Source organism: Corynebacterium sp. HMSC072D12 (genome assembly GCF_001813925.1).
GTDB lineage: Bacteria > Actinomycetota > Actinomycetes > Mycobacteriales > Mycobacteriaceae > Corynebacterium > Corynebacterium aurimucosum.
Map to the genome: position 1 here is coordinate 126,159 of NZ_KV814392.1, position 23,935 is coordinate 150,093.

Consider the following 23,935-nt stretch of genomic DNA (forward strand, 5'->3'; position numbering starts at 1 on the left):
TAGTCTACCCTGTGGGCCTCCAGAAGCCTTTGAAAGCCATCCCCATGTTGTTGGTGCGCAGTGGATTGGTTTGCACGGGGCTGCCGGCCTCCACCATCTGCCCGTCACCGGAGTACATAGCCACATGCCCATCCCACACAACGAGGTCGCCGGGCTGCAGCTCATCCGCGCTCACCTGGCGGCCCACGGTCTGACTTTCAGCGGTGCGCGGCAGTTCCACCCCAGCCTGGCGCCAAGCCCATTGGGTTAGCCCCGAGCAATCGAAGCTGCCGTTGCCGGTGCCGCCCCAGCCATAGGGTGTGCCCAGCTGGGAGAGTGCGGCTTGCACCGCGGCCTGGCCTTGTGCGCTTCCTTTGCTATCAGAGGACGAGGACGTGGTCAGCGCGTGGCGTGCTCCGCCTTCCTCCTGCGGACCGCGCACTGAAGGGCGCACCGCGCGTTGTGCAATGGGCACGAGGGGTGCGGCCGCCTGAAGGAGTTCCCCGGCCAGCTGCTTTACGCGCAGCATCGCCTTGCCGACGTACTCCATTGCCAAGGCCTGCAAAGCCGAGCGGGCTGCGGCCTGCGTGGCTGGGTTGGGGATGAGTAAGCCCAAGGCTAAAGGCAGTCCGCGCTGGAGCAACTCGAATCCCAGCCCGATGAGGTCCCTGACGGCCGCCGAGATGAGCCCGCGCGCGGAATTTAGCGCAGAGCGCGCCGTAGAGAGGTCCTCGGTGGCCTGGCGTGCGGCGGCGAAAAGCGCCCGCGGATCTCCGTGCGCTATCTCCGCTAAGGGCCCGGCAGCAGTGAGATCGGGCACAGTGGGCAGGGAGACATCGGGAAGCTGTGCCGGCTGCATCCGAGCGATGTGAGCGATTGCTGACTCCAACATCACAGACCTCCACAGGCGCTAGCAAGAGCACCGTCAGCGTCCTCGGCCTCGCGGGCCATGCGGAAGCTGGAGTCCGCCACAGCTCCGGCATCCGCCCTGACCTGGGCAAGGCGGGCAGCGAGGTTTTCCATGGCGGAGTTAAATGCGCCGGTGAAGCCACCCAGAACGGAATCAATAGGTAACGCAGGAGGGGGAGTGGCGGAGGCTTGGGAGACGGTGGCCAGTTCGTGTGCCAGCCGGCGGGTGTATTCGGTGTCAATAGTGAATGTGTCAAAGCTAGTCATGCCTTTTTAGACTGCGCCGCCCGCTGATCGGTTCCCGGCGGATTCTTATACAGTGAAGGGCATGGATATCCACGTAGTAGACCACCCCCTCGCCGCCTCCCGGCTCACGCTGATGCGTGATGCCCGCAGCGATAACACCGCTTTCCGTGCCGCCCTGCGAGACCTGGGCACCATGCTGGTGTATGAAGCAGCCCGTGATTTGCCCGTCGAGCATTTTGATTGCGTCACTCCCGTCGCCACGGCGGAGGGCACCCGCCTGCAAAACCCGCCGATCATCGTACCCATCATCCGTGCTGGTCTGGGCATGATTGACCCGGCCCTGTCCATGATTCCGGATGCCCAGGTCGGCTTCATCGGTATGGCGCGAGATGAGGAAACCCACGAGCCGGTGCCTTATCTGGAGGCCCTACCGGAGGATCTCAGCGGCCGCAGCGTCTTCGTGGTTGACCCGATGCTCGCCACGGGTGGTTCCCTCCTGCACTCCCTGAAGCTCCTTGCGGACCGTGGCGCTACCGACATCACGGCGATCTGCATGGTCTCCGCCCAGCCGGGCGTTGATGCGCTGGCTAACTCGGGCTTGCCAGTTCGCTTGGTCACTGCAGCGATTGATCCGGCCCTCAACGAGGACGCTTATATCGTGCCGGGGCTGGGTGACGCCGGCGATCGCCTCTATGGCCCCCGCAATATCGACCTGTAGCGAAACCGTCGGTCAGGGCAGACCGCTCAGTATATCTAGCGTGTGACCTGCCCGGCTAACTGAACCGCATGGTCTAGTTGTAGACTCTTCCCAAGAGGAAACCACGGAGGAGGAAGCAGTGATCTCGGACTACGTCAGTGAGTGGTTCAGCAACCACCGCGCGGAGGTCATCGCGTGGCGCCGCCATATTCACCGCCACCCGGAGACTTCCAATAACGAGGTGGAAACCACCCGCTTCCTGTCCCGCACCCTGCGCGAGTACGGCTTGGAGCCGCATCTTTTCCCCGAGACCGGCCTCATGGTGGACATCGGCCCCGATACGGAACTCGGGCGCCTTGCCTTCCGTGCCGATATTGATGCGCTCCCCGTCACCGAGGTTACCGGCCTCGAGTACACCTCCGAGGTCCCCGGCGTCATGCACGCGTGTGGGCATGACATACACACCACCATTGCGCTGGCCACGGCCTGCGCCCTGGCGGACCTTAATCGCGAGCATCCGCTAGATTTCGGTGTTCGTGTCATCTTCCAGCCCGCCGAAGAAGTCTGGGTAGGCGGCGCCACCGATGTCATCGAGTGGGGTGCGCTCGAAGGCGTGAACTCCATCTTTGCCGTGCACGTCGAACCAAAGCTGCGCGTCGGGCGTATCGGCGTTCGCGCTGGGGCGATCACCTCCGCGACCGATGTTGTGGAAATCAACGTCTCCGGCCCCGGCGGGCATACCTCGCGCCCGCACTTGTCGGCGGACGTCGTCTATGCGCTGGGCAAGCTGCTGACGGACCTGCCAGGTTTGCTCTCACGCCGCGTCGATCCGCGCACCGGCACCGTCTTGGTTTTCGGCCAGGTGAATTCCGGCTATGCCCCGAACGCAATCCCTGAGACCGGCTCTGTGTCTGGCACTATGCGCACGGCAGACATCGGAATCTGGCGGGATATGCAAACGCTCTTCTCCGAGTTGGTGGAACAGGTGCTAGCGCCCCTGGGTGTGGAGCATGAGCTGGTCTACCACCGTGGGGTTCCGCCCGTGCTTAACGACGACGTCTCTACCGCCCTCCTTGCCAGCGCTGCCCAGGCCATTGACCCGCAGGCTGTGGTTCAGGCCCCGCAATCCTCGGGCGGTGAAGATTTCTCGTGGTACCTAGAAAAGGTGCCCGGCTCCATGGCTCGCCTTGGCTGCTGGTCCGGTGAAGGCGAGCAGCATGATCTGCATATGGGTGATTTGGCCCCCGATGAGAGAGCCATCGGCGTGGGCGTCAAACTCTTTGGCTCCGTAGCGGAGCAGTTTGCCAACGTGGAGGATTAAGCGCCTAAGCACTACACTGTGACAAGGATTTCCCAGAGTTCTTATAGGCAGAATTTTAAAAAAGGAGCGACAGTGTCACAGGAAGCCCCCCGCATCGTAATCATCGGCGGTGGCCCCGCAGGCTACGAGGCTGCGACCGCCGGCGCCAAGTACGGCGCGCACATTACGTTGATTGAGGAACAGGGCCCCGGTGGCTCCTCCGTTCTCTTGGACTGCGTGCCCTCAAAGTCCTTCATCGCTGGCGCCAACATTCGCACCGACTTCCGCCGCGCCGATGACATGGGCCTGAACCACCAGCTCAGCTCCTTGCAGCTGAGCCTGGAGGCCCTCAACGGCCGTGTTCAGGCGCTGGCTGCTAACCAGTCCCGTGACGTCCGTGCGGGCCTAGAGAAGATCGGCGTCAAGGTCATTGATGGGCGCGCTGCCTTTTCTGAGGATCAGCATGGCGTGAAGGGGGCAGCGCACAAGGTTGATGTCACCCATAAGGATGGCACCACTGAGACCCTCGACGCGGACCTCGTCCTCGTTGCTACCGGTGCCACCCCGCGCATTCTGCCGGGCGCGCAGCCGGACGGCGAGCGCATCCTCACCTGGCAGCAGGTCTATGACCTCAAGGAGGAGCCGGAACACCTCATCGTGGTCGGCTCCGGCGTGACCGGTGCTGAGTTCGTTTCCGCCTTCGCCGAGATGGGCGTGCGCGTGACCATGGTGGCTTCCCGCGACCGCATTCTGCCGCACGACGACGCCGACGCTGCCGACGTCCTCGAGACCGTCCTGGCCGAGCGCGGCGTGGAGCTGGAGAAGAACTGCCGCGTGGAGACCGTCTCCCGTACTGAGGATGGCAACGTCGTGGTCAAGACCCAGGATGGTCGCGAGATCCACGGCTCCCACGTCATCATGTCCATCGGTTCCATCCCGAATACCAAGAACCTCGGCTTGGAGCACGTTGGTGTGGCTACCACGAAGTCCGGTCACATCGAGGTTGACCGCGTTTCCCGCACCAATGTCGCTGGCATCTATGCCGCCGGCGACTGCTCCGACCTGTTCCCGCTGGCTTCCGTTGCTGCGATGCAGGGCCGTATCGCTATGTACCACTCCCTGGGTGAGGGCGTGTCCCCGCTGCGCCTGAAGACCGTAGCAACCGCCGTGTTTACCCGCCCAGAAATTGCTGCTGTGGGCTTTACCCAGGCGGAGATTGAGGCCGGTGAGGTTGCCGCCCGCACCATCACGATGCCGTTGAATACCAACCCGCGCGCCAAGATGCGCTCGCTGCAGCACGGCTTTGTCAAGCTCTTCTGCCGTGCGACCTCCGGCCGCGTCATCGGTGGCGTGATTGTTGCTCCGACCGCCTCCGAGCTCATTCTGCCCATTGCGGTCGCCGTGACCAACCAGCTCACCGTGAACCAGCTAGCGGATTCCCTGGCGGTCTACCCGTCCCTGTCCGGCACCATCACGGAGGCGGCCCGCCGCCTCGTTGCTCACGATGACCTTGAGTAAAGACCTCGCGTAAATCAGACCCGGGTCTGATTTATCTACGGCCCGCTCTTATAAGCCCAGTGTGCTCACCGCATGCTGGGCTTCTTCCATGGTGAACTGCTCTCCGTATTCGCTGGTGAGCTGCTCTAACAATGCGGAGCCGGACATTGGCATGAGCTCCTGATAGCTCTCTGCTGCCTCGACGGCTTCGGCCATCCAATCAGCATTGACGGTGTCTACGGCGTATTGAGCTTGTTCTGGCGTGAACTTCTCCCCGTACTCGGAAGTCAGTTGCTCATAGAGCTTTGCCTTGGAAAAGGAGGAGAAATCGAGGTAACTCTCTGCGGACTCGAGTGACTCGGCGTTCCAGTCCACATCCAGCTGATCCATGGCGTACTGCGCCGCCTCGGGTGAGAATTGCGAGCCGTATTCGCTCGTGAGCTGGTCATAGAGCTTAGCTTCGGAGAATGAGGAAAAGTCCAGATAACGCTTCGCCGCGCGCAGAGCATTCTTGTGTTCTGCGGGCACGGTGTTGTCATCGCTGCCGGTACCGCCTCCGGCGGTTTCCACGTCAGCTACGGCGTGGTTGATATCGAGCGTCGGGGTGCTCAGCGCAGACTCCAGCGATTCGGCGGCAGTGATGCTTGTGCTTGGCTCCGGTGCGGCGGTGTTAGTCGGGTCATCGCTATCAGAACCTGCATTGAGGGCGATGCCGCCGAGCATGAATACCGCGACGGCACCCGCACCCCACTTGAGGCAGCCGCCCTTCTTTTTCTGTGGTGCCGGTTGCACCGGGGTTGGTGCCGGAGAGAACTGAGGAGCTGCATAAGGGGTGGACATGAGAGAGAACCTCCTGCGTAGGTGAGGGAAGAGAGCTCGGCGGGGTGCCGAACAGCTCCTATCTTGGCAAGCCCACCGGACATCGCAGTAGGAAATTCGAAAGCCTAGGCGAAAATGAAAGAACTATGAGGTGGCATAAGCCGAAACCGGCGTGGCATTGAGGTCGAGGCTGACGGGCCGCCCCACCTGTGGGAAGGCACGCTGCGGGCACGCTGGACGTGGGCAGGCAGCGCAGCCAGGGCCGATGGGGGTCGCCTCAGAAGGGGAAAGGTTGAGCGCATCCGCGTAGACCACGCGATCCGCCTGTGCGATATCGCAGCCTAAGCCCACGACGAATTCTTTGCGCGGCGTGCCCCAGGCCTGGGCCTGGCCTTGGACGAAGCGCGCAATCCACAAGTAGGTGTGGTCATCGGGCATCGAGGCCACCTGCCTCGTGATGCGGTTGGGCGTTTCAAAAGCGCGGTGCACGACCCACAACGGGCAGGAGCCGCCGCTGCGGGCGAAGTGGAAAGCGGTGGAGGACTGGCGCTTGGAAATATTTCCTGCGCGGTCGGTGCGGATGAAGGAGAAGGGAACACCTTGGTGGCCGGGTCGCTGTAACGTCGACAAGCGCTGCGCGGTGGTCTCGAAACCAGTGCCAAAGGCCGTCGCGATGACGTCGATGTCATAGCGCGTTTCCTCCGCAGTGGCGAGGAACTGGGTATAAGGCATGGTCACGGCGGCGGCAAAATACTGCGCGAGGCCCAGCGTGCCAATAGTCTGTGCTTCCTCGCCCGGCAATTCGGCGACGAGTTCCGCGCAATGCTCCGGGTAGGCCAGCAGGCAGTACTGGAGCGCCATTTCGAAGACGAGTTGGGATTCCGTAAGGCCCGCGCGCAGGTGCAACTCGCGGTCGTGGAAGGTGCGGCGCCGTGGTGAAGAGGAGGAGAATCGCGTTGTGACACCGAATTCATCCTGCAAGACGGAAGCTAAGCGCCCGCGGCGCAGGACTCGGTCTCCGAGCGAATCGGAGAGCTCCTCGGCGGCTATGTCGAGGCTATGGACGTAGTTGTGGGCGTCGTAGAAGAAGTCACGGACCGCTTCGAAAGGGCCGGGTTCGGCGGGGGTGTGTGCGGCGGCGTCGACAAGCCGGGGTAAAAGTTCGGGGAAGCGCCCGCTTAAGTCAGTAAGGGTGGCTTCGGTGGCTTCGGGGAAGAGCTGGCGCAGCTCGGCGAGAGCGCGCAGATCGCGGTCCCCTGCAAAGTACGTGGCGTCAACGCCGAAGCGTTGGGTCAGCTGCATGAGGACGGTGACGGTGAGGGGGCGCTGGTCATTTTCCAGCTGGTTGAGGTAGCTGGTGGATAGCCCCAGCTGCTTCGCCATGGCGGCTTGTGTGAGTTTGCGTTCCTTGCGTAGTGCGTGGATTCTCGCCCCCGCGTAGTGCTTGGTCACCGTCTGCTTCCTCCTAAAAGATTGCGCTAGCTGGGGATTCCACAAGTTTTGCAATTAACGCAAATCCCTGCAACAGATAGTCACAGTTTACACATGTGGCAGGTCACACGGAGCGAGGTTAGTGTGATGCCTATCGCAATCGTTGTTCTGGTCTAGGAGGGAATCCCGTTGATTAACCACGAAGTACGTACCCACAAGTCCGCCGAGGACTTTCCTATTGAAGAGCACTTGGCCTACAAGGTTGCCAAGGTAGCTGCCGATCCCGTCGAGGTTCCGGCCGAGACCACCGAGATGATCATTAACCGCATCATCGATAACGCCTCCGTGGCTGTTGCCTCCGCCACCCGCCGCCCGGTGACCTCCGCCCGCGTCATTGCGCAGGCCCACCCGGTGCAGGAAGGCGGCGCCACCATCTTCGGCGTGGACGGTAACTACTCCGCCGAATGGGCTGCGCTGGCCAACGGCACCGCCGTGCGCGAGCTGGACTACCACGACACCTTCCTTGCTGCCGACTACTCCCACCCAGGCGATAACATCCCGCCGATTCTCGCCGTGGCTCAGCACAAGGGCCTGACCGGCAAGGACCTCATCCGTGGCCTGGCTACTGGCTACGAAATCCAGGTGAACCTGGTCAAGGGAATCTGCCTCCACGAGTGGAAGATTGACCACGTGGCACACCTTGGTCCGTCCGTCGCCGCGGGTATCGGCACCATGTTGAACCTCGATGTGGACACCATCTACCAGGCCATCGGCCAGGCACTGCACACCACCACCGCCACCCGCCAGTCCCGCAAGGGCCTGATTTCCTCCTGGAAGGCCTACGCCCCAGCCTTCGCGGGCAAGATGGCCATCGAGGCAGTGGACCGCTCCATGCGCGGCGAGGGTGCCCCGGCCCCGATTTGGGAAGGTGAGGACGGCTTCATCGCCTGGATGCTGCACTCCCCGGAGCGCACCTACACCGTCCCCCTTCCGGCGGAGGGTGAAGAAAAGCGCGCCATCCTGGACACCTACACCAAGGAGCACTCCGCGGAGTACCAGGCACAGGCCCCGATCGACATGGCCTTTGCCCTCAAGAAGACCCTCGCGGAGAAGGGCCTGAAGACGGAGGACATCGAGTCCATCGTCCTGCACACCTCGCACCACACCCACTACGTCATCGGCACCGGCGCTAACGACCCGCAGAAGATGGATCCGAACGCCTCCCGCGAGACCCTGGATCACTCCATCATGTACATTTTCGCCGTAGCCCTGCAGGACGGCGAGTGGGACTACGAGACCTCCTACTCTGACGGGCGCAAGCACCGTCAGGACACCATCGACCTGTGGCACAAGATTTCCACCGTTGAGGATCCAGAGTGGACCCGCCGCTACCACTCCAACGACCTGGATGAGAAGGCTTTCGGCGGCAAGGCCGTCATCACCTTCAAGGACGGCACCGTCATTGAGGATGAGCGCGCGGTGGCCGACGCCCACCCGCTCGGCGCCCGCCCCTTCGGCCGCGAGGAGTACATCAACAAGTTCAAGAAGCTCGCCGCCGGCAAGGTCTCGGAGGAGGAGCAGGAGCGCTTCCTCGCCGCCGCCCAGAACCTGGAGAACCTCACCGACCTGAACGAACTCAACGTTCGCCTCACCGACGAGGCTATCGCCACCGCACCCGAGACCCCGAAGGGACTGTTCTAAATGGCTGGCCTATTTGGCTCCACTATCAGCAATGCAGACAAGCGCAAGAGCTTCCGCGAGGCACTGAACGCACCGGAAATTACCACTTTGCCGGGCGCCTTCAACCCGCTGACCGCGCGGCTTATCCAGGATCTCGGTGGCTTCGGCGGCGTGTACGTCTCCGGTGCGGTGCTGGCCAATGACCTGGGCCTGCCGGATATCGGCCTGACTACGCTCACCGAGGTGGCGCAGCGCGCTGGGCACATTGCCCGTGCCACGGATTTGCCTGTGCTTGTCGACGCCGACACCGGCTTCGGCGAACCCATGTCCGCCGCCCGCACGGTTGCCGCGCTGGAGGACGCTGGCCTGGCCGGCTGCCACCTGGAGGACCAGGTCAACCCAAAGCGCTGCGGTCACCTCGATGGTAAGGAAGTCGTGCCGACGGATCTCATGGTTCGCCGCATTACCGCCGCCGTCAATGAGCGCCGCGATGAGAACTTCATCATCTGTGCCCGCACCGATGCCGCCGGCATCCACGGCATCGATGAGGCCATCGAACGTGCCAAGGCCTACGCCGATGCCGGCGCGGACCTTATCTTCACCGAGGCCCTCTACTCGCCGGAGGACTTCGAAAAGTTCCGTGCCGCCGTGGACACCCCGCTGCTGGCCAACATGACGGAGTTTGGCAAGACCGAGCTGCTGTCGGCTAAGCGCATTGAGGACTTGGGCTACAACGCCGTCATCTGGCCGGTGTCCACCCTGCGCGTGGCCATGGGTGCTACCGAAGAATTCCTGCGCGACATGCAGGAGACCGGACTGCAATCCGAGGAGTGGCTCGAGCGCATGCAGCACCGCTCCCGCCTCTACGAGCTGGTGCGCTACGACGAGTACAACGCCTTCGACCAGAGCGTGTTCACGTACTCCAAGGACAGCTACAAGCCCACCTTTGACTAATCCCCCGGCCTAGCCCACACGCTAGGCCCCCCACTTAAGGAGAAACACCATGTCTGAAACCCCAGAGATCCGCAAGGGCCTGTACGGCGTTGTCGTCGACGAGACCGCCGTGTCCAAGGTTGTCCCGGAGACCAACTCCCTGACCTACCGTGGCTACCCGGTGCAGGAGCTGGCCCGCTACTGCTCCTTCGAGGAGGTTGCCTACCTGCTGTGGAATGGCGAGCTGCCGACCCAGGATGAGCTGGTCCGCTTCTCCGCCCGTGAGAAGGCACTGCGTCACCTGGACCGCCACCTCATCGACCTGATCACCTCCATGCCGAAGTCCTGCCACCCGATGGACGTGCTGCGTACCGCAGTCTCCTTCATCGGCTCCCAGGATCCGGAGGAGTACACCAAGGACTCCGAGCACATCCGCCGCACCGCGCTGGAGCTTATGGCGAAGTTGCCGACCATCGTCGCACTCGACATCCGTCGCCGCCGTGGCGAGGGATACCTCGAGCCTTCCCGCAAGAAGGGCTTTGCGGAGAACTTCCTGTGGATGGTCTTCGGTGAGGAGGAAGGCTCCCCAGCCCTGTCGCGCTCCGATATCGAGGCCTTTGATAAGTCCCTCATCCTCTACGCGGAGCACTCCTTCAACGCTTCCACCTTCGCTGCCCGCGTGGTGACCTCCACGATGTCCGATACCTACTCCGCTGTTACCGCCGCCATCGGCGCCCTCAAGGGCCCGCTACACGGTGGTGCTAACGAGGCCGTGATGAAGAACTTCCTGGAGGTCGGTGACCCGGCCAAGGCAGAGGAGTGGACGCTCAACAAGCTCAAGAACAAGGAGCTCGTCATGGGCTTCGGTCACCGCGTGTACAAGAACGGTGACTCCCGTGTTCCGACCATGGAGGCTGCCTTCCGCGAGCTGGCCAAGGATCACGGCCAGGAGCAGTGGGTGGAGATGTACGAGAAGATGGCTAAGACCATGTACGAGAACACCTCCATCAAGATCCAGCCGAACCTGGACTTCCCGGCTGGCCCCGCGTACCACATCTTGGGCTTCGACATCGAGTTCTTCACCCCGATCTTCGTGATGGCCCGCATCACTGGCTGGACCGCACACATCGTGGAGCAGAACGAGAACAACTCCCTCATTCGCCCGCTGTCTGCTTACAACGGCAAGGAGCAGCGCTCCGTTCCTCCGAAGCAGATCTAAGAGAAGCGGACCTAGTCAGCGTAAAACCAGCGCACGAAACTTTCTTCTCGTGGGCTGGTTTTCTTCTTTGTCCGACTATGTGCAGCGTGTGGATTCCTGTTGACATATAAGCCGATTCTCGCCCGCGTTGTCGCCTCGGACACTATCCTTGTCTTCGTATTGTTCCTATCTGAAAGGATCACTCCTAGTGTCTGATACCGCCCACAAGTCCTTCTCCAAGATCTTGGTGGCCAACCGCGGTGAGATTGCCGTGCGTGCCTTCCGCGCCGCCTTTGAGGTCGGTTCCAAGACCGTTGCAATTTATCCCAAAGAAGACCGCAACTCCTTCCACCGCGCCTTCGCGGATGAAGCCGTGCGTATCGGTACCGAGGGTCAGCCGGTCAAGGCTTATCTCGATATCGATGAGGTTATTCGCGCCGCCAAGAAGTCCGGTGCGGATGCCATTTACCCGGGGTATGGCTTCCTTTCAGAGCGTGCAGATTTGGCTCGCGCCTGCCGTGACAACGGCATCAAGTTCATCGGCCCCACGGCTGAGACCCTCGACCTGACCGGCGATAAGGCCGCCGCTGTGGCTGCAGCTGAGGAAGCAGGGCTGCCTACGTTGAAGGACTCGAAGCCCTCGACGGACGTCGACAAGCTGGCGGAATACGCCAAGGACTTTGAGTTCCCTGTCTTCGTGAAGGCAGTGGCCGGCGGCGGTGGCCGCGGCATGCGTTTCATTGAGAACGAGGCGGAGCTGAAGACCAAGTGCGCTGAGGCCTCCCGCGAGGCGGAGGCCGCCTTCGGCGATGGCAATGTTTACCTCGAGACCGCGGTCATTCGCCCGCAGCACATTGAGGTGCAGATTCTGGCTGACTCCCAGGGCAACGTCATGCACCTGTACGAGCGCGACTGCTCCGTGCAGCGCCGTCACCAGAAGGTCGTGGAGATCGCCCCGGCGCCGACGCTGGACCCGGAACTGCGAGATCGCATCTGTGCGGACGCCGTGAAATTCTGCGAGCACATCAACTACGAAGGCGCCGGTACCGTCGAGTTCCTCGTCGATGAGAAGGGCAACCACGTCTTCATCGAGATGAACCCGCGCGTGCAGGTGGAGCACACCGTGACCGAGGAGGTCACGGGCGTGGACATCGTGAAGTCCCAGATGCAGATTGCCGCTGGCCGCACCCTGGAGGAGCTGGGCCTCAAGCAGGAAGATATCCACATCACCGGCGCGGCACTGCAGTGCCGTATCACCACTGAGGACCCCTCTAACGGCTTCCGCCCAGATACCGGCACGCTGACCCAGTACCGCTCGCCGGGCGGCGCGGGCGTGCGTCTCGACGGTGCAACGGCCGTCGGCGCGGAGATCTCCCCGAACTTTGACTCGCTGCTGGTGAAGATGACCTGCCGCGGTGTCACTTTCGAGCAAGCCGTGGCCCGTGCGCAGCGCGCGCTCAACGAGTTCACCGTGGCCGGCGTGGCCACCAATATCGGCTTCCTGCGCGCTCTGTTGCGCGAGCCCGACTTCGTCAACACTCGCGTGGACACCAGCTTCATTCCGGAGCACCCGGACCTGCTGAAGGCCCCGCCGGCTGTGGACGAATCTGGCCGCATCATCGACTACATCGCTGACGTGACCGTCAACAAGCCGAACGGTGAGCGTCCGACCACCCTGCGCCCCTTCGATAAGCTGCCGGATCTGGACTTTAACTCCGAGTTGCCGCGCGGTTCCCGTGACGACTTGCTGGAGCTGGGCCCGAAGAAGTGGGCAGAAAAGATCCGTAAGCAGGATGCTCTGGCGGTCACCGATACCACCTTCCGCGATGCTCACCAGTCCCTGCTGGCTACCCGCGTGCGCGGTACCGCTCTGGTCACGGCTGCTGAGGCCGTTGCCCGCATGACCCCGGAACTCTACTCCGTGGAGGCGTGGGGTGGTGCTACTTACGACGTCGCCATGCGCTTCCTCAAGGAGGACCCGTGGGTGCGCCTGGATCTGCTGCGTGAGGCCATGCCGAACCAAAACATCCAGATGCTGCTGCGTGGCCGCAACACCGTGGGCTACTCGCCGTACTCCAACGATGTGTGCACCGGCTTCGTGCAGGAGGCTGCTAAGTCCGGCGTGGATATCTTCCGTATCTTCGATGCGCTAAACGACGTCACCCAGATGCGCCCGGCTATCGACGCCGTCCTAGAGACCAACACCACCGTGGCCGAGGTTGCCATGGCCTACTCCGGCGACATGTGCTCCCCGGATGAGAAGCTCTACACGCTGGATTACTACCTCAAGCTGGCCGAAGAGATCGTCAACACCGGCGCCCACGTCTTGGCCATTAAGGACATGGCAGGCCTGCTGCGTCCGGAGTCCGCATCCAAGCTGGTCATGGCTCTGCGCAAGGAGTTTGATCTGCCGGTTCACGTGCACACGCACGATACCGCGGGTGGCCAGCTGGCTACCTACTACGCGGCGGCCCTCTCTGGCGCGGACATCGTCGACGGTGCCTCCGCACCGCTAGCGGGAACCACCTCTCAGCCATCGCTGTCCGCCATCATCGCGGCATTCTCCAACTCCTCGCGTGACACCGGTATTTCCCTCAAGGCAGTCTCTGACCTGGAGCCCTACTGGGAGGCAGTACGCCAGCTCTACCAGCCGTTCGAGAAGGGCATTCCTGGCCCGACCGGCCGTGTGTACCGCCACGAGATTCCGGGCGGCCAGCTGTCCAACCTGCGCGCGCAGGCTACCGCGCTGGGCTTGGAGGACCGCTTCGAGGTTATCGAGGACACCTACGCTGCGGTGAACGAGATGCTCGGCCGCCCGACCAAGGTGACTCCGTCCTCCAAGGTGGTCGGTGACCTCGCTCTGCACCTCGTGGGTGCTGGCGTGGACCCGGCTGACTTCGAGGCCAACCCCACCAAGTACGACATCCCGGATTCCGTCATCGCCTTCCTACGCGGTGAGCTTGGTACGCCTCCGGGTGGCTGGCCGCCGCTGCGCGACAAGGTCCTGGAAGGCCGCGCGCCTGGCGACGTCGCCGTCAAGCCCGTCCCCGAAGAGGAGAAGAAGCACCTGAGTTCGGATGATTCCACCGAGCGCCGTGCCTCCCTCAACCGCTTGCTCTTCCCGAAGCAGTTCGAGGAGTTCAACGAGTTCCGCCGCACCTACGGCAATACCGAGGCGCTGACGGATACCGTCTTCTTCTACGGACTGGAAGAAGGTAAGGACTACATTGTCCACCACTTCCCTGAGGGCTCCAACGACCGCGCAGACCTCAAGCCCATCACCTTGCGTCTTGATGCTATGGGTGAGCCGGACGAGAAGGGCATCCGCAACGTCGTACTCAACGTCAACGGCCAGATCCGCCCGCTCAAGGTTCGCGACAACAACGTTGAGTCCACTGTCGCCACCGTGGAGAAGGCTGACCCGTCCAACGAGGGCCACGTGGCCGCACCGTTTGCCGGCGTGGTGAACCCGACCGCCAAGCCGGGTGACGAGGTCAAGGCCGGCGACCAGATCGCCGTCATCGAGGCCATGAAGATGGAAGCCTCCATCTCCGCCACCAAGGATGGCACCATCGAGCGCGTCGCCATTGGCGCCGCCACCAAGGTTGAGGGCGGCGACCTCATCGCGGTCATCAACTAAAGGCCGACTTAGGTCATGGATGGGTGAGCAGCGTCATTCTTGGCGCTGCTCCCTGGTGGTTTTGGCGGTGGGATGGGATTCTTCCTCACTACATTGACCTAAGTCAGGAGGGCGCCTCGCAAAAGGCATCTGGCAGAAGTCATCTTTGGGTCCAAAAACGCCATCTGCACTGAGTAAAAGGCGTTTTCAGGCGTGAAAACGCCTTTTGACTGATGCCTTTTATCAGACGCCTTTTGCCAGATGCCTCCCGCATGTCGATGGAGGCACGTAGACGTTGCGCGTTGCGAGGGGAGCGAAGAAGCTAGTCGCGTTTTCGCGAAGATACGTGCAGTGTTATACGGAAACCGTCGTTGTGGCCCGACTTGGATCCGCGGTGGGTGAGCAACGTCGCTCTTCGCGCTGCCGTAGGCGCGCCGCGAAAGGTGTCGAGTATAGTCGACACTTCTAGGGGAAATCGAGAAAGCGTCGAGTATAGTCGACACCCTTTTGCGGACTTGTGCTGCTAGAAGCGCTTGAGCATCACGTGGGCATCCGGGCGGCCCGGGACGTCGATGTCGACGAAGCCCTCGGATTCATACAGCTTGCGGGCGCCGGTGTTCTCCGGCTCAATCCACAGCGATACCGCGGGCGCCTCCTGTGCCTCGGCGAGGTCGCAGGTGTTGCGCAGGAGGCGTCGCCCAGCGCCCAAGCCCCTGTAGCGGGACTCCACCGCAAGGAAGAGCTCGGGAATCTCCTCCGGATCCAGGTCGGTGGCCCACTGGGACTCATCAAAAGGATCGGCCTCTGGATTGCCGGTGTAAGCAGCACCCTTCGCTTCAGTGGTGTAGTAGCGCAGCCACGCGCCACCAACGGGCACGCGGTGGCTGGAGACGGCGATGACGCCGCCGTCGACATGGGGCGACCATTCATCGACGTACAGCCCCACGTCAGGCGTGTGGAAGTCCCCGATATGGGCGTCCTCGTCACCGAGGACATCGGCGAGGAAAAGAAGGCGGGAGAGGTAGGTACGGTCGTGCTCCTTGGCCAACCGTACGCCGAACTCGGAATCGTTAACGCTCATGCCTTCCGAGGCTACTTGATCTCTGAATTTAGTCACTAACTGAGTGACTCGAGGGGAGTTGGTGGCGCAATCCTGATGCGCCATTGCTGCATCCCCCCGGAGCGACAAAACAGCACCCCGGTAAGTAGTACTCAGCGGGTAAGTAACCCGGAGCAGAGCTCCACCGGGGTATCACGTCAAAGAGTACTTAACAGTGCTAATCGAGGCAAGGTTTGTCGCAGTTTTGCGCTGTTCTCTGCCGGCAGAGACGCATTAGCGAACTACTTGATCTCCAGAATCGGCTCGCCCTTGTTGATCTGCGTGCCGGTGGACACCTTGAGGTCGGTCACGGTGCCGGATTTGTGGGCCTTGACGGGGTTCTCCATCTTCATGGCCTCGAGGACGACAACGACCTCGCCCTCTTCCACTTCCTGGCCCTCCTCGACGGCGACCTTGATGACGCTGCCCTGCATCGGCGCGGTCACGGTGTCGCCGGACACGTTTGCCGACGCCCCCTTGCCACGACGCTTCTTCGACTTCTTGCGCTTATTGCCACCGCCCAAGAGCAGGTTGCCCGGCAGGGCCACCTCGATACGGCGGCCGCCCACCTCGACGACGAACTTCTGGGCAGCCTCCTGTTCTTCGTCCTCGGGGGGCTCGGTGGTGTCGGTGTATTCGGGCAGTTCGTTTACCCACTCTTCCTCGATCCACTTGGTGTAGACCGTGAAGTTGCCGTCTTCGGCGGTGAAGGCAGGATCGGTGAGGATTGCTTGGTGGAAGGGGATAACCGTGGGCAGGCCCTCGATGCGGTACTCGGCTAGGGCGCGGCGTGCACGCGCAATGGCAGTCGCGCGGTCCGGGCCCCAGACGATGAGCTTGGCCAGCATGGAATCGAACTGGCCACCAATGACGGAACCTTCGCGCACGCCGGAGTCCATGCGCACGCCCGGGCCGGAAGGCTCGGAGTACGTGGCGACGGTTCCGGGGGCTGGCATGAAGCCCGCGGCGGCGTCCTCGCCATTGATGCGGAACTCGATGGCGTGGCCGTGCGGAGCCGGGTCCTCGGAGATGGAAAGCTCGCGGCCCTCGGCGATGCGGAATTGCTCGCGAACGAGGTCGAAGCCAGTGGTTTCCTCGGTAACGGGGTGCTCCACCTGGAGGCGCGTGTTGACCTCGAGGAAGGAGATGAGGCCATCGGTGCCGACCAGGTATTCCACGGTGCCGGCGCCGTAGTATCCGGCCTCGCGGCAGATGCGCTTGGCCGACTCGTGGATGGAGGCGCGCTGCTCATCGGTGAGGAAGGGGGCAGGGGCTTCCTCAACGAGCTTCTGGAAGCGGCGCTGCAGGGAACAGTCGCGGGTGCCCATGACGACGACATTGCCGTGCTGGTCGGCGAGGACCTGAGCCTCGACGTGGCGGGCCTTATCCAGGTAGCGCTCGACAAAGCACTCACCACGGCCGAAAGCAGTGACGGCCTCGCGCGTGGCGGACTCGTAGAGGTCCTTGATCTCCTCGCGGGTGTGGGCGACCTTCATGCCGCGGCCACCGCCACCGAAAGCGGCCTTGATGGCAACCGGTAGACCGTGCTCGTCGGCGAAGGCCTCGACCTCCTCTGCGCTGGCGACGGGATCCTTGGTACCCGGTGCCATGGGAGCGTCAGCACGCTCGGCAATGTGACGGGCGGTGACCTTGTCACCCAGGTCGGCGATGGACTTCGGGGAGGGGCCGATCCAGGTCAGGCCCGCGTCGATGACGGCCTGGGCAAAATCGGCGTTCTCGGAGAGGAAGCCGTAGCCGGGGTGGATGGCGTCGGCGCCGGATTTGGAGGCGGCGTCGAGAATCTTGTTGAAGTCGAGGTATGACTCTGCGGAAGTTTGACCGCCGAGTGCAAAGGCTTCGTCGGCAAGCGTGACGAATGGGGCGTCAGCATCTGGCTCAGCGTAGACCGCTACGGATGCGATGCCGGCGTCGCGAGCCGCGCGGATAACGCGGACCGCGATCTCACCGCGGTTGGCCACGAGGACCTTGGTGATGTTCTTGGTTTCAACTGCCACGGCAGGAACCCTCCTCCATTTTTTCTGATAGGACTGCGTACTATTCTTGCACACCAAAACATGAGGATACCTTCACATCTTGGTTTCGTGTCAAAAAATAAACCCGCACCAGCGTGGATGCGGGGTTAATTCGGCGTGTTTTTAGCGCTCAACGGGCATGCGAACCATGTTGCCCCACTCTGCCCACGAGCCATCGTAAACGCGCGCTGCCTTGAAGCCGAGCAGGTACTTGAGCACGAACCAGGTGTGCGCGGCCTGAGCGCCGACATGCGAGTAAAGGACGGTTTCCGTTGCGGGCTCTAGCTCGCCATAGTTGACTTTGAGCTCGCTGAGCGCGCGGAAGCAGCCGTTGGGGTAGACCGCTCGATCCCACTCGAGGTTGATGGCGCCTGGGATGTGGCCGTGGGTCAAGGTGGTGCCGTAGGCAGACTCACCAGTTCCGTTCTTGAGGGCGGCTTCGCCGCAGAACTCGTCTGGACTGCGGGTGTCGACCACCGTGGTGGTGGAGCCGCGCAGCTCGTCGACGAAGATGCGGGATGATTCTTCGCGGGAAACCTCAGGGTAGGAGGAAGCGGTTGGGTCAGGGACCATAAACGAGGTATCGCGTTCCTCGGACATCCAGGCATCCCGGCCACCATCGAGAAGCCGCACGTCTTCGTGGCCGTACAGCTCAAAGATCCACAGGGCGAATGCAGCCCACCAGTTGGACTTGTCTCCGTACAGGATGACGGTGTCATCGCGCTCGATGCCCTTCGAGCGAAGGAGGGCTGTGAAATCTTCCGCGCTGATGATGTCCCTCGTTGTGTTATCGAGCAGTTCTGTCTGGACGTTGATACGGATAGCGGTGGGGATGTGGCCGATATCGTAGAGGAGTGAATCCTCATCGACCTCGATGACGTGGAGGCCGTTGATGCCCAGTCGCGCGGATAGCCACGGTGCGGACACGAGGCGCTCAGGGTGCGCGTACTCCTGGAAAGGGGGATTCGGGTCGAATTCGGCCACGGTCCACCTGCCTTTCTCGTTAAGGGGAAACGTTCGCTTCAACTCTAGCGCGCTCGGCCGAAAAGTGGTCACGGGGGAGGGCTCTTTGTGGTGTTGGATACATTTTTATGCCGTAGGGTGCCAGCTCGCGTGTGCTGGTTATAACAAGTGTGCAGGTCAGGGGCTAAAAACTGCGTTAAGCTCGACTTTTATCGCATTTTGGCGTCGCTTCTTCAGGTGAGCGAACAGGCCTCACCTGGGTTATTTTAAGAAGTGACACTCATCAACCCCCTAGCGAAAGGGAAGCACTGTGCACAAGGCAATCGTCGTCTTCGAGGTCGAGGGCGGATCCGACAAGCAGATCAATGGACACCGTAAGGACACCATGCCGATCGTCGACTGCATCAAGGATGCAGGCTGGCACGCAGAGGTCGTGTTCTACCGTCCCGAGTGGTCTGAGAAGCTCTTTGAGTATGTATCTGAGAACTTCGATGCCTACATTTCCCGCGTGAACCCGGGCAACATCCCGGGCGGTGAGAAGGGCTACTTCGACTTGCTCACCAAGCTGTCCGACGCCGGCCTGGTCGGCATGTCCACCCCGTACGAGATGATGGCTTACGGTGCCAAGGATGCCCTGGTTAAGCTCAATGACACGGACCTGGTTCCGGCTGACACCGCCGCCTACTACGACGTCGAGTCCTTCCACAAGACCTTCCCGGCCTCCCTGTCCTACGGCGAGCGCGTGCTCAAGCAGAACCGCGGTTCCACTGGTTCCGGCATCTGGCGCGTGCGCCTTGCCGACGAGAAGCTGGCCGAGTCCGTCGAACCGGGCACCGCACTGCCTCTCGACACCAAGATCAAGTGCACCGAGGCTGTGGACAACCACACCGAGGAGCGCGAGCTCGGCGAGTTTATGGATTTCTGCGACCAGTACATCGTGGGTGACAACGGCATGCTCGTGGACATGCGCTTCATGCCGCGCATCGTTGAAGGCGAGATTCGTATTCTTCTCGTGGGCCCGGATCCGGTCTTCGTGGTGCACAAGAAGCCGGCTGAGGGCGGCGACGCTTTCTCCGCGACCCTGTTCTCCGGTGCAAAGTACACCTACCAGAAGCCGGAGGAGTGGCAGGAACTCGTCGACATGTTCGCTGAGGTCCGCCCGGTCATTGCAGAGAAGCTCGGTGGTGACAACATCCCACTGATCTGGACCGCAGACTTCATGCTGGCGGACGGTGAGAACGGCGAAGACACCTATGTCCTTGGTGAGATCAACTGCTCCTGCGTGGGCTTCACCTCTGAGCTGGACATGGGCATCCAGGAAAAGGTGGCGGCTGAAGCCATCAAGCGCGTGGAGGCCAAGCACGCATAAGCGTTTATTTTCGCGCTAGCCTTATCGAGTTTCCCCTGCCGCGGCAGGGGAAATTTGCATTTTCTTGGGGCTTATTCCCCGAGCCGGGCTGCCGGTGAGCGAGATCTCAGGTACGTTCGAAGGGGTAAAAATTGCGCCAGTGTAGTGCTGTAGCGTGCTGCGAAATTCGATGATTCTCCGAAAGGTCTAAGGAATAATGACGAACCCCAACCAGTTTGGTGAGAACGCCGACAACAGCGATAGCAACGTGGGCGATAACAGCTTTAACGGTTCCCACGGCGAGAACTCTGGGAACGATAACTTCGGTAGCTTTGGCGGCTACGGCAGCCCCCAGTCCAACAAGGATAGCTCGGCGTCTGGCTGGAATGCCCAGGATTCGAACTCCGGCTTTGGCTGGGGTGGCCAGGCAGGATACGGCGATTACTCCGAGAACTCTGCTGAGACTTCCTCGTTTGGTAGCGCCTCTTCCCAGGATTCGCAGCCGGACACTGACCGCGAAGCTAAGGACAGCATGTTTAGCGAAGGCTTTGCTTCTGCTGAGCCCGCATCCGAGTCCGCTAAGGACCAGGACACCCACTCCACCCAGGACTCCTTTGGCGCCTCCTATGCTTCCTACAACACCGATAGTGGTGCTGGCGCCGAGCATGCCGCTGAGTCGACGAACTCGAACCAGAGCCACAGCGACAACGGCTACGGCACTAACGGCTATGGCAACGACGGCTTTGGCGGTGGTGCGCAGACGGAATCCAACCAGGGCCATGGCTTTGGGCAGCAGTCAAGCAATGGTTTCGGTAGCCAGGCCTCTCACTCCAACTCCACGTCCGGTTTTGGTAGCTACTCCCAGCAGAACCAGGGCTTCGGTGCACAGGAGCAGCAAGGTTTCGGCACCCAAGGACAGCAAGGTTTCGGCACCCAGGAGCAGCAGGGCTTTGGCCAGCAGAACTCGCCCTTTGCGGCCTCCCCGCAGAATCAGTACCCGCAGCAGGCTGCGCCGAATGGCGGTTCTTCCAAGGGCACGGGATTCTTCAAGGCGCTATTTGACTTCTCTTTCAGCAACTTTATCACCCTGAAGTTCTCGTCCTTCATTTATATGCTGCTCGTCATTTTGTCAGCAGTCTTCTGGGTAGGAACGATCCTCTTCTCCTTCGCGTTTTTCGCTGATAGCGTTCTTTTGGGAATCCTTGCGTTCCTCGGTGCTGTGATCTTCGGCGGAATCACCTTCCTTTTTTACGTCATCCAGTTCCGATTGATCTTGGAGTTCTTCGTGGCAAACATCCGCACCGCGCAGAACACCGGCGATCTGGTTGCCAAGGCGGATGGCGATAAGGCTTAAAAGTCACTCTCCGCGCTGCTGTAGGGCAGACAAACAAATCCCGCGGCCTCAGTATTCGAGGTCCGCGGGATTTTTCTATGCAGGGGCCGCCGCGGTTTACGCGGCGAGCAGAGCGGCGTTGTTCCTAGCCAGTCGGGCTGGCCGAGCTGCTTAGTCCAGCAGCGCGGCGACGGACTCGGAGTCGGCGTCGGAAAGCATCTGGCGGATGCGGTCATACTCCGCGTCCTCACCAATGGCCTTCGCAGCATGGCCCAGAGCGGCAATCGCGCGCAGCACACCCTGGTTGGGCTCGTGGGAGAAGGGGACAGGGCCCCAGCCCTTCCAACCATTGCCGCGCAGGCGGTCGAGGCTGCGGTGGTAGCCGGTACGCGCATAGGCGTAGGCGGTGATGAAAGCGGTGGGCTCAGCACCCTTGTTCTTGTCTAGTTCCTGTTCCGCCAGCAGAGCCCAGAGCAGCGGGGAATCCGGGTGGGTGACAATTCCTGCGGTGAGATTGGAGGTGCTGTCAGCACCCGGATCGGCGGGCAGCTTGATGGGCGGGGGAGCGAGCATATCTTTCATTTCCATGCCGCCCCACTCTAGCCATGTGGCGCCACGGCCACCAGAGGGGGTGAACCTTGGAAGGGGCGAACCTGGAAGGGCGAACCTGGAAGGTTCGCCCGGAACTAGATGGGTTTGCCCAGAATTAGTGCTGAGCCCAGAAATCGGAAACGTTGAGCCCAAAGAAATACAGCGCGCGGCGCAGCACTGGTAGCGAAAGGCCGATAACGGAGGAGGGATCGCCCTCAATGCGGTCGATGAACCAGCCGCCGAGGGCTTCCAAGGTAAAGGCGCCGGCGCATTCGAGTGGCTCGCCGGTGCGGGCGTAGGCCTCGATATCGGCGTTCGAAGCCTGGGCAAAGTGCACCGTCGTGCGCGAGGCTTCTACGAAGCGCTTATCGCCCCGCAGCACGCAATGGCCGGTGATGAGCTCCGCGGCGCGCCCGGCCTGCGCGTGCCAGCGCTCCACGGTGGCCTCGGGGGTATGGGGTTTGCCTTGGAGGGAGCCGTCGAGAAGCAGCATGGAATCCCCGCCCACCACGACGTCCTCGGGATAGTCAGGAGCAATAGCCTCTGCCTTAGCAGTAGCCAGCGCACAGACGATCTCGGCGGGCTCAGCACCCGCCAGGCGCTCCTCGATGGCCCGCTCATCCACGTGGGCCGGGGCGATGACGGGTTCCACGCCCGCACCCCGCAGGATGGACAGGCGGGAGGGGGACTGGGAAGCTAGAACCAGGCGCATGCGCTTAGTAGTAGCGGACGTTGCGGAAGGCGGACGGGTTGAACACATCACCCGGCTGGCCCCACAGGTCGCGCTCGGAGCGGATATCGGCGGCCTTGGCGCGCGCCTCAGAGTCGAGCTGGCTGAGCACCGTGGACAGGGCCGCCACCTCAGCGTCGGTGGGGTTGCCGCGCAGAACGGTAAACAGGGAAGCGGTCATAGGGAAACCTCTACAAAACGATATTGCCGTGTTTCTTCGGCAGGGTTGGAATAATCTTGCGATCCAGCAGGCGCAGGCCCTCGATGAGGGAGCCGCGGGTGGCTGCCGGGGTAATGACGGAATCGACGAGACCACGCTCAGCGGCCTGGTACGGGGTCAGGTAGGCGGCGGCCTCCTCCTCGCTCAGCTCTAGCTCTGCGGCCAGTGCAGGGGCATCGGCCACTGAGATCTCGGCCGTCGGCCACGCATAGGACAGGTCCGCACCGAGTTCCTTGGAGCCGAAAGCGATGTAGCCGGTGCCGTGCGCGCGGCGGACGATGACACTGATCTTGCCTACGCTCGCCGCGGAGTAGGCGTGCACCAGCTTGGCCAGCGCTGCCTTCTCCACATCCAGCGCCGGGGAGTCGACGAACTCGATAATGGGGGTATTGAAGGCATCGCAGAGGCGGATGAAACGCGCGGCCTTAGCGGCAGCTTCCGCATCGAAGGAGTCGCGGTTGGCGATGATGCCCACGGTGCGGCCCTCGACGCGACCGAAGCCGGTGAAGACACCGCGCACCTGGGCGCCGAGCTCGAAAACATCCTCGCAGGTGGCGGTGACCACGTCGGCGAGATCGACGGCGCCGTCATCTCCCACGAGGGTATCGAGGGCGTGGTCGGCGTCGGTAATGTTCTCCTCCACAGAGCCCGCAACGATGGTGGCCTCGGTGCGGGGAGCGGCGGCACGGTTATTGGAAGGCAGGTAGGAGAGCACGCGCTTGGCGACGTTCACCTCGTGCTCCCCATCCGCCTGCAGGTCACCGTCCGGAGCAATGACGACATCCGACAGCGCGGCTACGAGCGAGGCCTCCTTGGAGTCCGCGTAGACTGCCGTGACCTGCGGGATGAGGCCGGAAGCGGTGGTGGCGCGGGCCAGGATGCGGGCCTGCATGGCGGAGGAGACAATGCCCTCCTGGGCGCGGGGCTTATCGCTGGCGACGAGTGCGACGATGGGCACGCCGGTCTTAATGGCCAGGTCATAAAGCTTGGTGACCTTTTCGCCATAGACCTCGCCCATGGTGCCGTCGAAAAGCGAGGCGTCCTGCGCATAGGCGCAGACCTTGCGGCCATCGACAGTGCCGAAGCCGGTGACGACGCCATCGGTGTAAGGACGGATGTGCTCGCGGCCGAACTCGGTGGAGCGGTGGCGAGCGAGCGCGTCGGTCTCCACGAAGGATCCGGCGTCAAAGAGCGCCTCGATGGCGCTGCGGGCCGCAGGAACCTCTCCCTGCGGCGCCCGGGACTCGGTGAGCTTAGCGCTCAGGTCCTCGATCTTGCCAGCGGTCGTCTTCAAGTCAGTCATGGGACAC

The 23,935-nt window shown here is 62.2% G+C and carries 20 protein-coding genes; 9 read left to right on the forward strand and 11 right to left on the reverse strand.

What is annotated here, in order from left to right:
- Positions 1-4 precede the first annotated feature (4 nt).
- The gene (locus HMPREF2943_RS04195; protein WP_070710878.1) at positions 5-871 is read right to left on the reverse strand and encodes a C40 family peptidase; all 867 of its coding nucleotides are present in this window, start codon (positions 869-871) and stop codon (positions 5-7) included.
- Positions 871-1,155, reverse strand: a complete 285-nt coding sequence (locus HMPREF2943_RS04200) for a hypothetical protein (RefSeq protein WP_070521391.1) — start codon at positions 1,153-1,155, stop codon at positions 871-873. Before HMPREF2943_RS04200 ends, HMPREF2943_RS04195 begins: the two co-directional genes overlap by 1 nt.
- Before the next feature lie 61 nt (positions 1,156-1,216).
- Between HMPREF2943_RS04200 and upp the strand changes: the two genes are divergently transcribed.
- The 3 genes from upp (at position 1,217) to HMPREF2943_RS04215 (ending at position 4,649) form a co-directional block, all read left to right on the forward strand.
- Positions 1,217-1,852 (forward strand): uracil phosphoribosyltransferase, encoded by a 636-nt coding sequence (gene upp / locus HMPREF2943_RS04205; RefSeq protein ID WP_010189385.1) that lies wholly within the window; start codon positions 1,217-1,219, stop codon positions 1,850-1,852.
- A gap of 118 nt (positions 1,853-1,970) precedes the next feature.
- A complete protein-coding gene (locus HMPREF2943_RS04210) occupies positions 1,971-3,152 on the forward strand; it encodes a M20 family metallopeptidase (protein ID WP_070446401.1) in 1,182 nt (393 codons plus the stop codon).
- Positions 3,153-3,224: 72 nt separating this feature from the next.
- A complete protein-coding gene (locus HMPREF2943_RS04215) occupies positions 3,225-4,649 on the forward strand; it encodes an NAD(P)H-quinone dehydrogenase (RefSeq protein WP_070446399.1) in 1,425 nt (474 codons plus the stop codon).
- A gap of 48 nt (positions 4,650-4,697) precedes the next feature.
- On the opposite strand, the gene HMPREF2943_RS04220 is transcribed toward HMPREF2943_RS04215, so the two are convergent.
- Positions 4,698-5,468: an Ltp family lipoprotein gene (locus HMPREF2943_RS04220; RefSeq protein ID WP_070710879.1), complete on the reverse strand. Its 771-nt coding sequence runs from the start codon at positions 5,466-5,468 to the stop codon at positions 4,698-4,700.
- A gap of 123 nt (positions 5,469-5,591) precedes the next feature.
- Complete coding sequence (locus HMPREF2943_RS04225; protein WP_070710880.1) at positions 5,592-6,899, reverse strand: short-chain fatty acyl-CoA regulator family protein; 1,308 nt, start codon at positions 6,897-6,899, stop codon at positions 5,592-5,594.
- Positions 6,900-7,067: 168 nt separating this feature from the next.
- On the opposite strand from HMPREF2943_RS04225, the gene prpD reads away from it, so the two are divergent.
- The 4 genes from prpD to HMPREF2943_RS04245 all read left to right on the forward strand — a co-directional run bounded on the left by prpD (position 7,068) and on the right by HMPREF2943_RS04245 (position 14,329).
- Positions 7,068-8,579, forward strand: coding sequence for a 2-methylcitrate dehydratase PrpD (gene prpD / locus HMPREF2943_RS04230; protein WP_070446395.1), 1,512 nt, complete (start codon positions 7,068-7,070; stop codon positions 8,577-8,579).
- Positions 8,580-9,512 (forward strand): methylisocitrate lyase, encoded by a 933-nt coding sequence (prpB, locus tag HMPREF2943_RS04235; RefSeq protein ID WP_070521380.1) that lies wholly within the window; start codon positions 8,580-8,582, stop codon positions 9,510-9,512.
- Positions 9,513-9,561: 49 nt separating this feature from the next.
- Complete coding sequence (locus tag HMPREF2943_RS04240; RefSeq protein ID WP_070446391.1) at positions 9,562-10,710, forward strand: bifunctional 2-methylcitrate synthase/citrate synthase; 1,149 nt, start codon at positions 9,562-9,564, stop codon at positions 10,708-10,710.
- Positions 10,711-10,897: 187 nt separating this feature from the next.
- Positions 10,898-14,329, forward strand: a complete 3,432-nt coding sequence (locus HMPREF2943_RS04245) for a pyruvate carboxylase (protein ID WP_070710881.1) — start codon at positions 10,898-10,900, stop codon at positions 14,327-14,329.
- Positions 14,330-14,831: 502 nt separating this feature from the next.
- Here the strand turns inward: HMPREF2943_RS04245 and HMPREF2943_RS04250 are convergent.
- The 3 genes from HMPREF2943_RS04250 to HMPREF2943_RS04260 form a co-directional block, all read right to left on the reverse strand.
- Complete coding sequence (locus HMPREF2943_RS04250) at positions 14,832-15,389, reverse strand: GNAT family N-acetyltransferase (protein WP_070644368.1); 558 nt, start codon at positions 15,387-15,389, stop codon at positions 14,832-14,834.
- A gap of 260 nt (positions 15,390-15,649) precedes the next feature.
- Positions 15,650-17,422: an ATP-binding protein gene (locus tag HMPREF2943_RS04255; RefSeq protein WP_070710882.1), complete on the reverse strand. Its 1,773-nt coding sequence runs from the start codon at positions 17,420-17,422 to the stop codon at positions 15,650-15,652.
- Between the two features lie 141 nt (positions 17,423-17,563).
- Positions 17,564-18,424 (reverse strand): sulfurtransferase, encoded by an 861-nt coding sequence (locus HMPREF2943_RS04260; RefSeq protein ID WP_070710883.1) that lies wholly within the window; start codon positions 18,422-18,424, stop codon positions 17,564-17,566.
- 289 nt (positions 18,425-18,713) lie between these two features.
- Here HMPREF2943_RS04260 and HMPREF2943_RS04265 point away from each other — a divergent pair, with 289 nt between their 5' ends.
- Positions 18,714-19,772 carry a Cj0069 family protein gene (locus tag HMPREF2943_RS04265; protein WP_010189357.1) on the forward strand — a complete coding sequence of 353 codons (1,059 nt, stop codon included), beginning with the start codon at positions 18,714-18,716 and terminating at the stop codon, positions 19,770-19,772.
- 196 nt (positions 19,773-19,968) lie between these two features.
- Positions 19,969-21,105 (forward strand): DUF4282 domain-containing protein, encoded by a 1,137-nt coding sequence (locus HMPREF2943_RS04270; protein WP_070521363.1) that lies wholly within the window; start codon positions 19,969-19,971, stop codon positions 21,103-21,105.
- 150 nt (positions 21,106-21,255) lie between these two features.
- Here the strand turns inward: HMPREF2943_RS04270 and HMPREF2943_RS04275 are convergent, their stop codons facing one another.
- The 4 genes from HMPREF2943_RS04275 to HMPREF2943_RS04290 form a co-directional block, all read right to left on the reverse strand.
- On the reverse strand, positions 21,256-21,672 hold the full coding sequence (locus HMPREF2943_RS04275) for a DUF3151 domain-containing protein (RefSeq protein WP_070521360.1): 417 nt from the start codon (positions 21,670-21,672) through the stop codon (positions 21,256-21,258).
- 118 nt (positions 21,673-21,790) lie between these two features.
- Complete coding sequence (locus HMPREF2943_RS04280; RefSeq protein WP_070446377.1) at positions 21,791-22,387, reverse strand: Maf family protein; 597 nt, start codon at positions 22,385-22,387, stop codon at positions 21,791-21,793.
- A gap of 4 nt (positions 22,388-22,391) precedes the next feature.
- A complete protein-coding gene (locus HMPREF2943_RS04285) occupies positions 22,392-22,586 on the reverse strand; it encodes an acyl-CoA carboxylase subunit epsilon (RefSeq protein WP_070644361.1) in 195 nt (64 codons plus the stop codon).
- Between the two features lie 10 nt (positions 22,587-22,596).
- Positions 22,597-23,928 (reverse strand): carboxyl transferase domain-containing protein, encoded by a 1,332-nt coding sequence (locus tag HMPREF2943_RS04290; RefSeq protein WP_070710884.1) that lies wholly within the window; start codon positions 23,926-23,928, stop codon positions 22,597-22,599.
- Positions 23,929-23,935 lie beyond the last annotated feature (7 nt).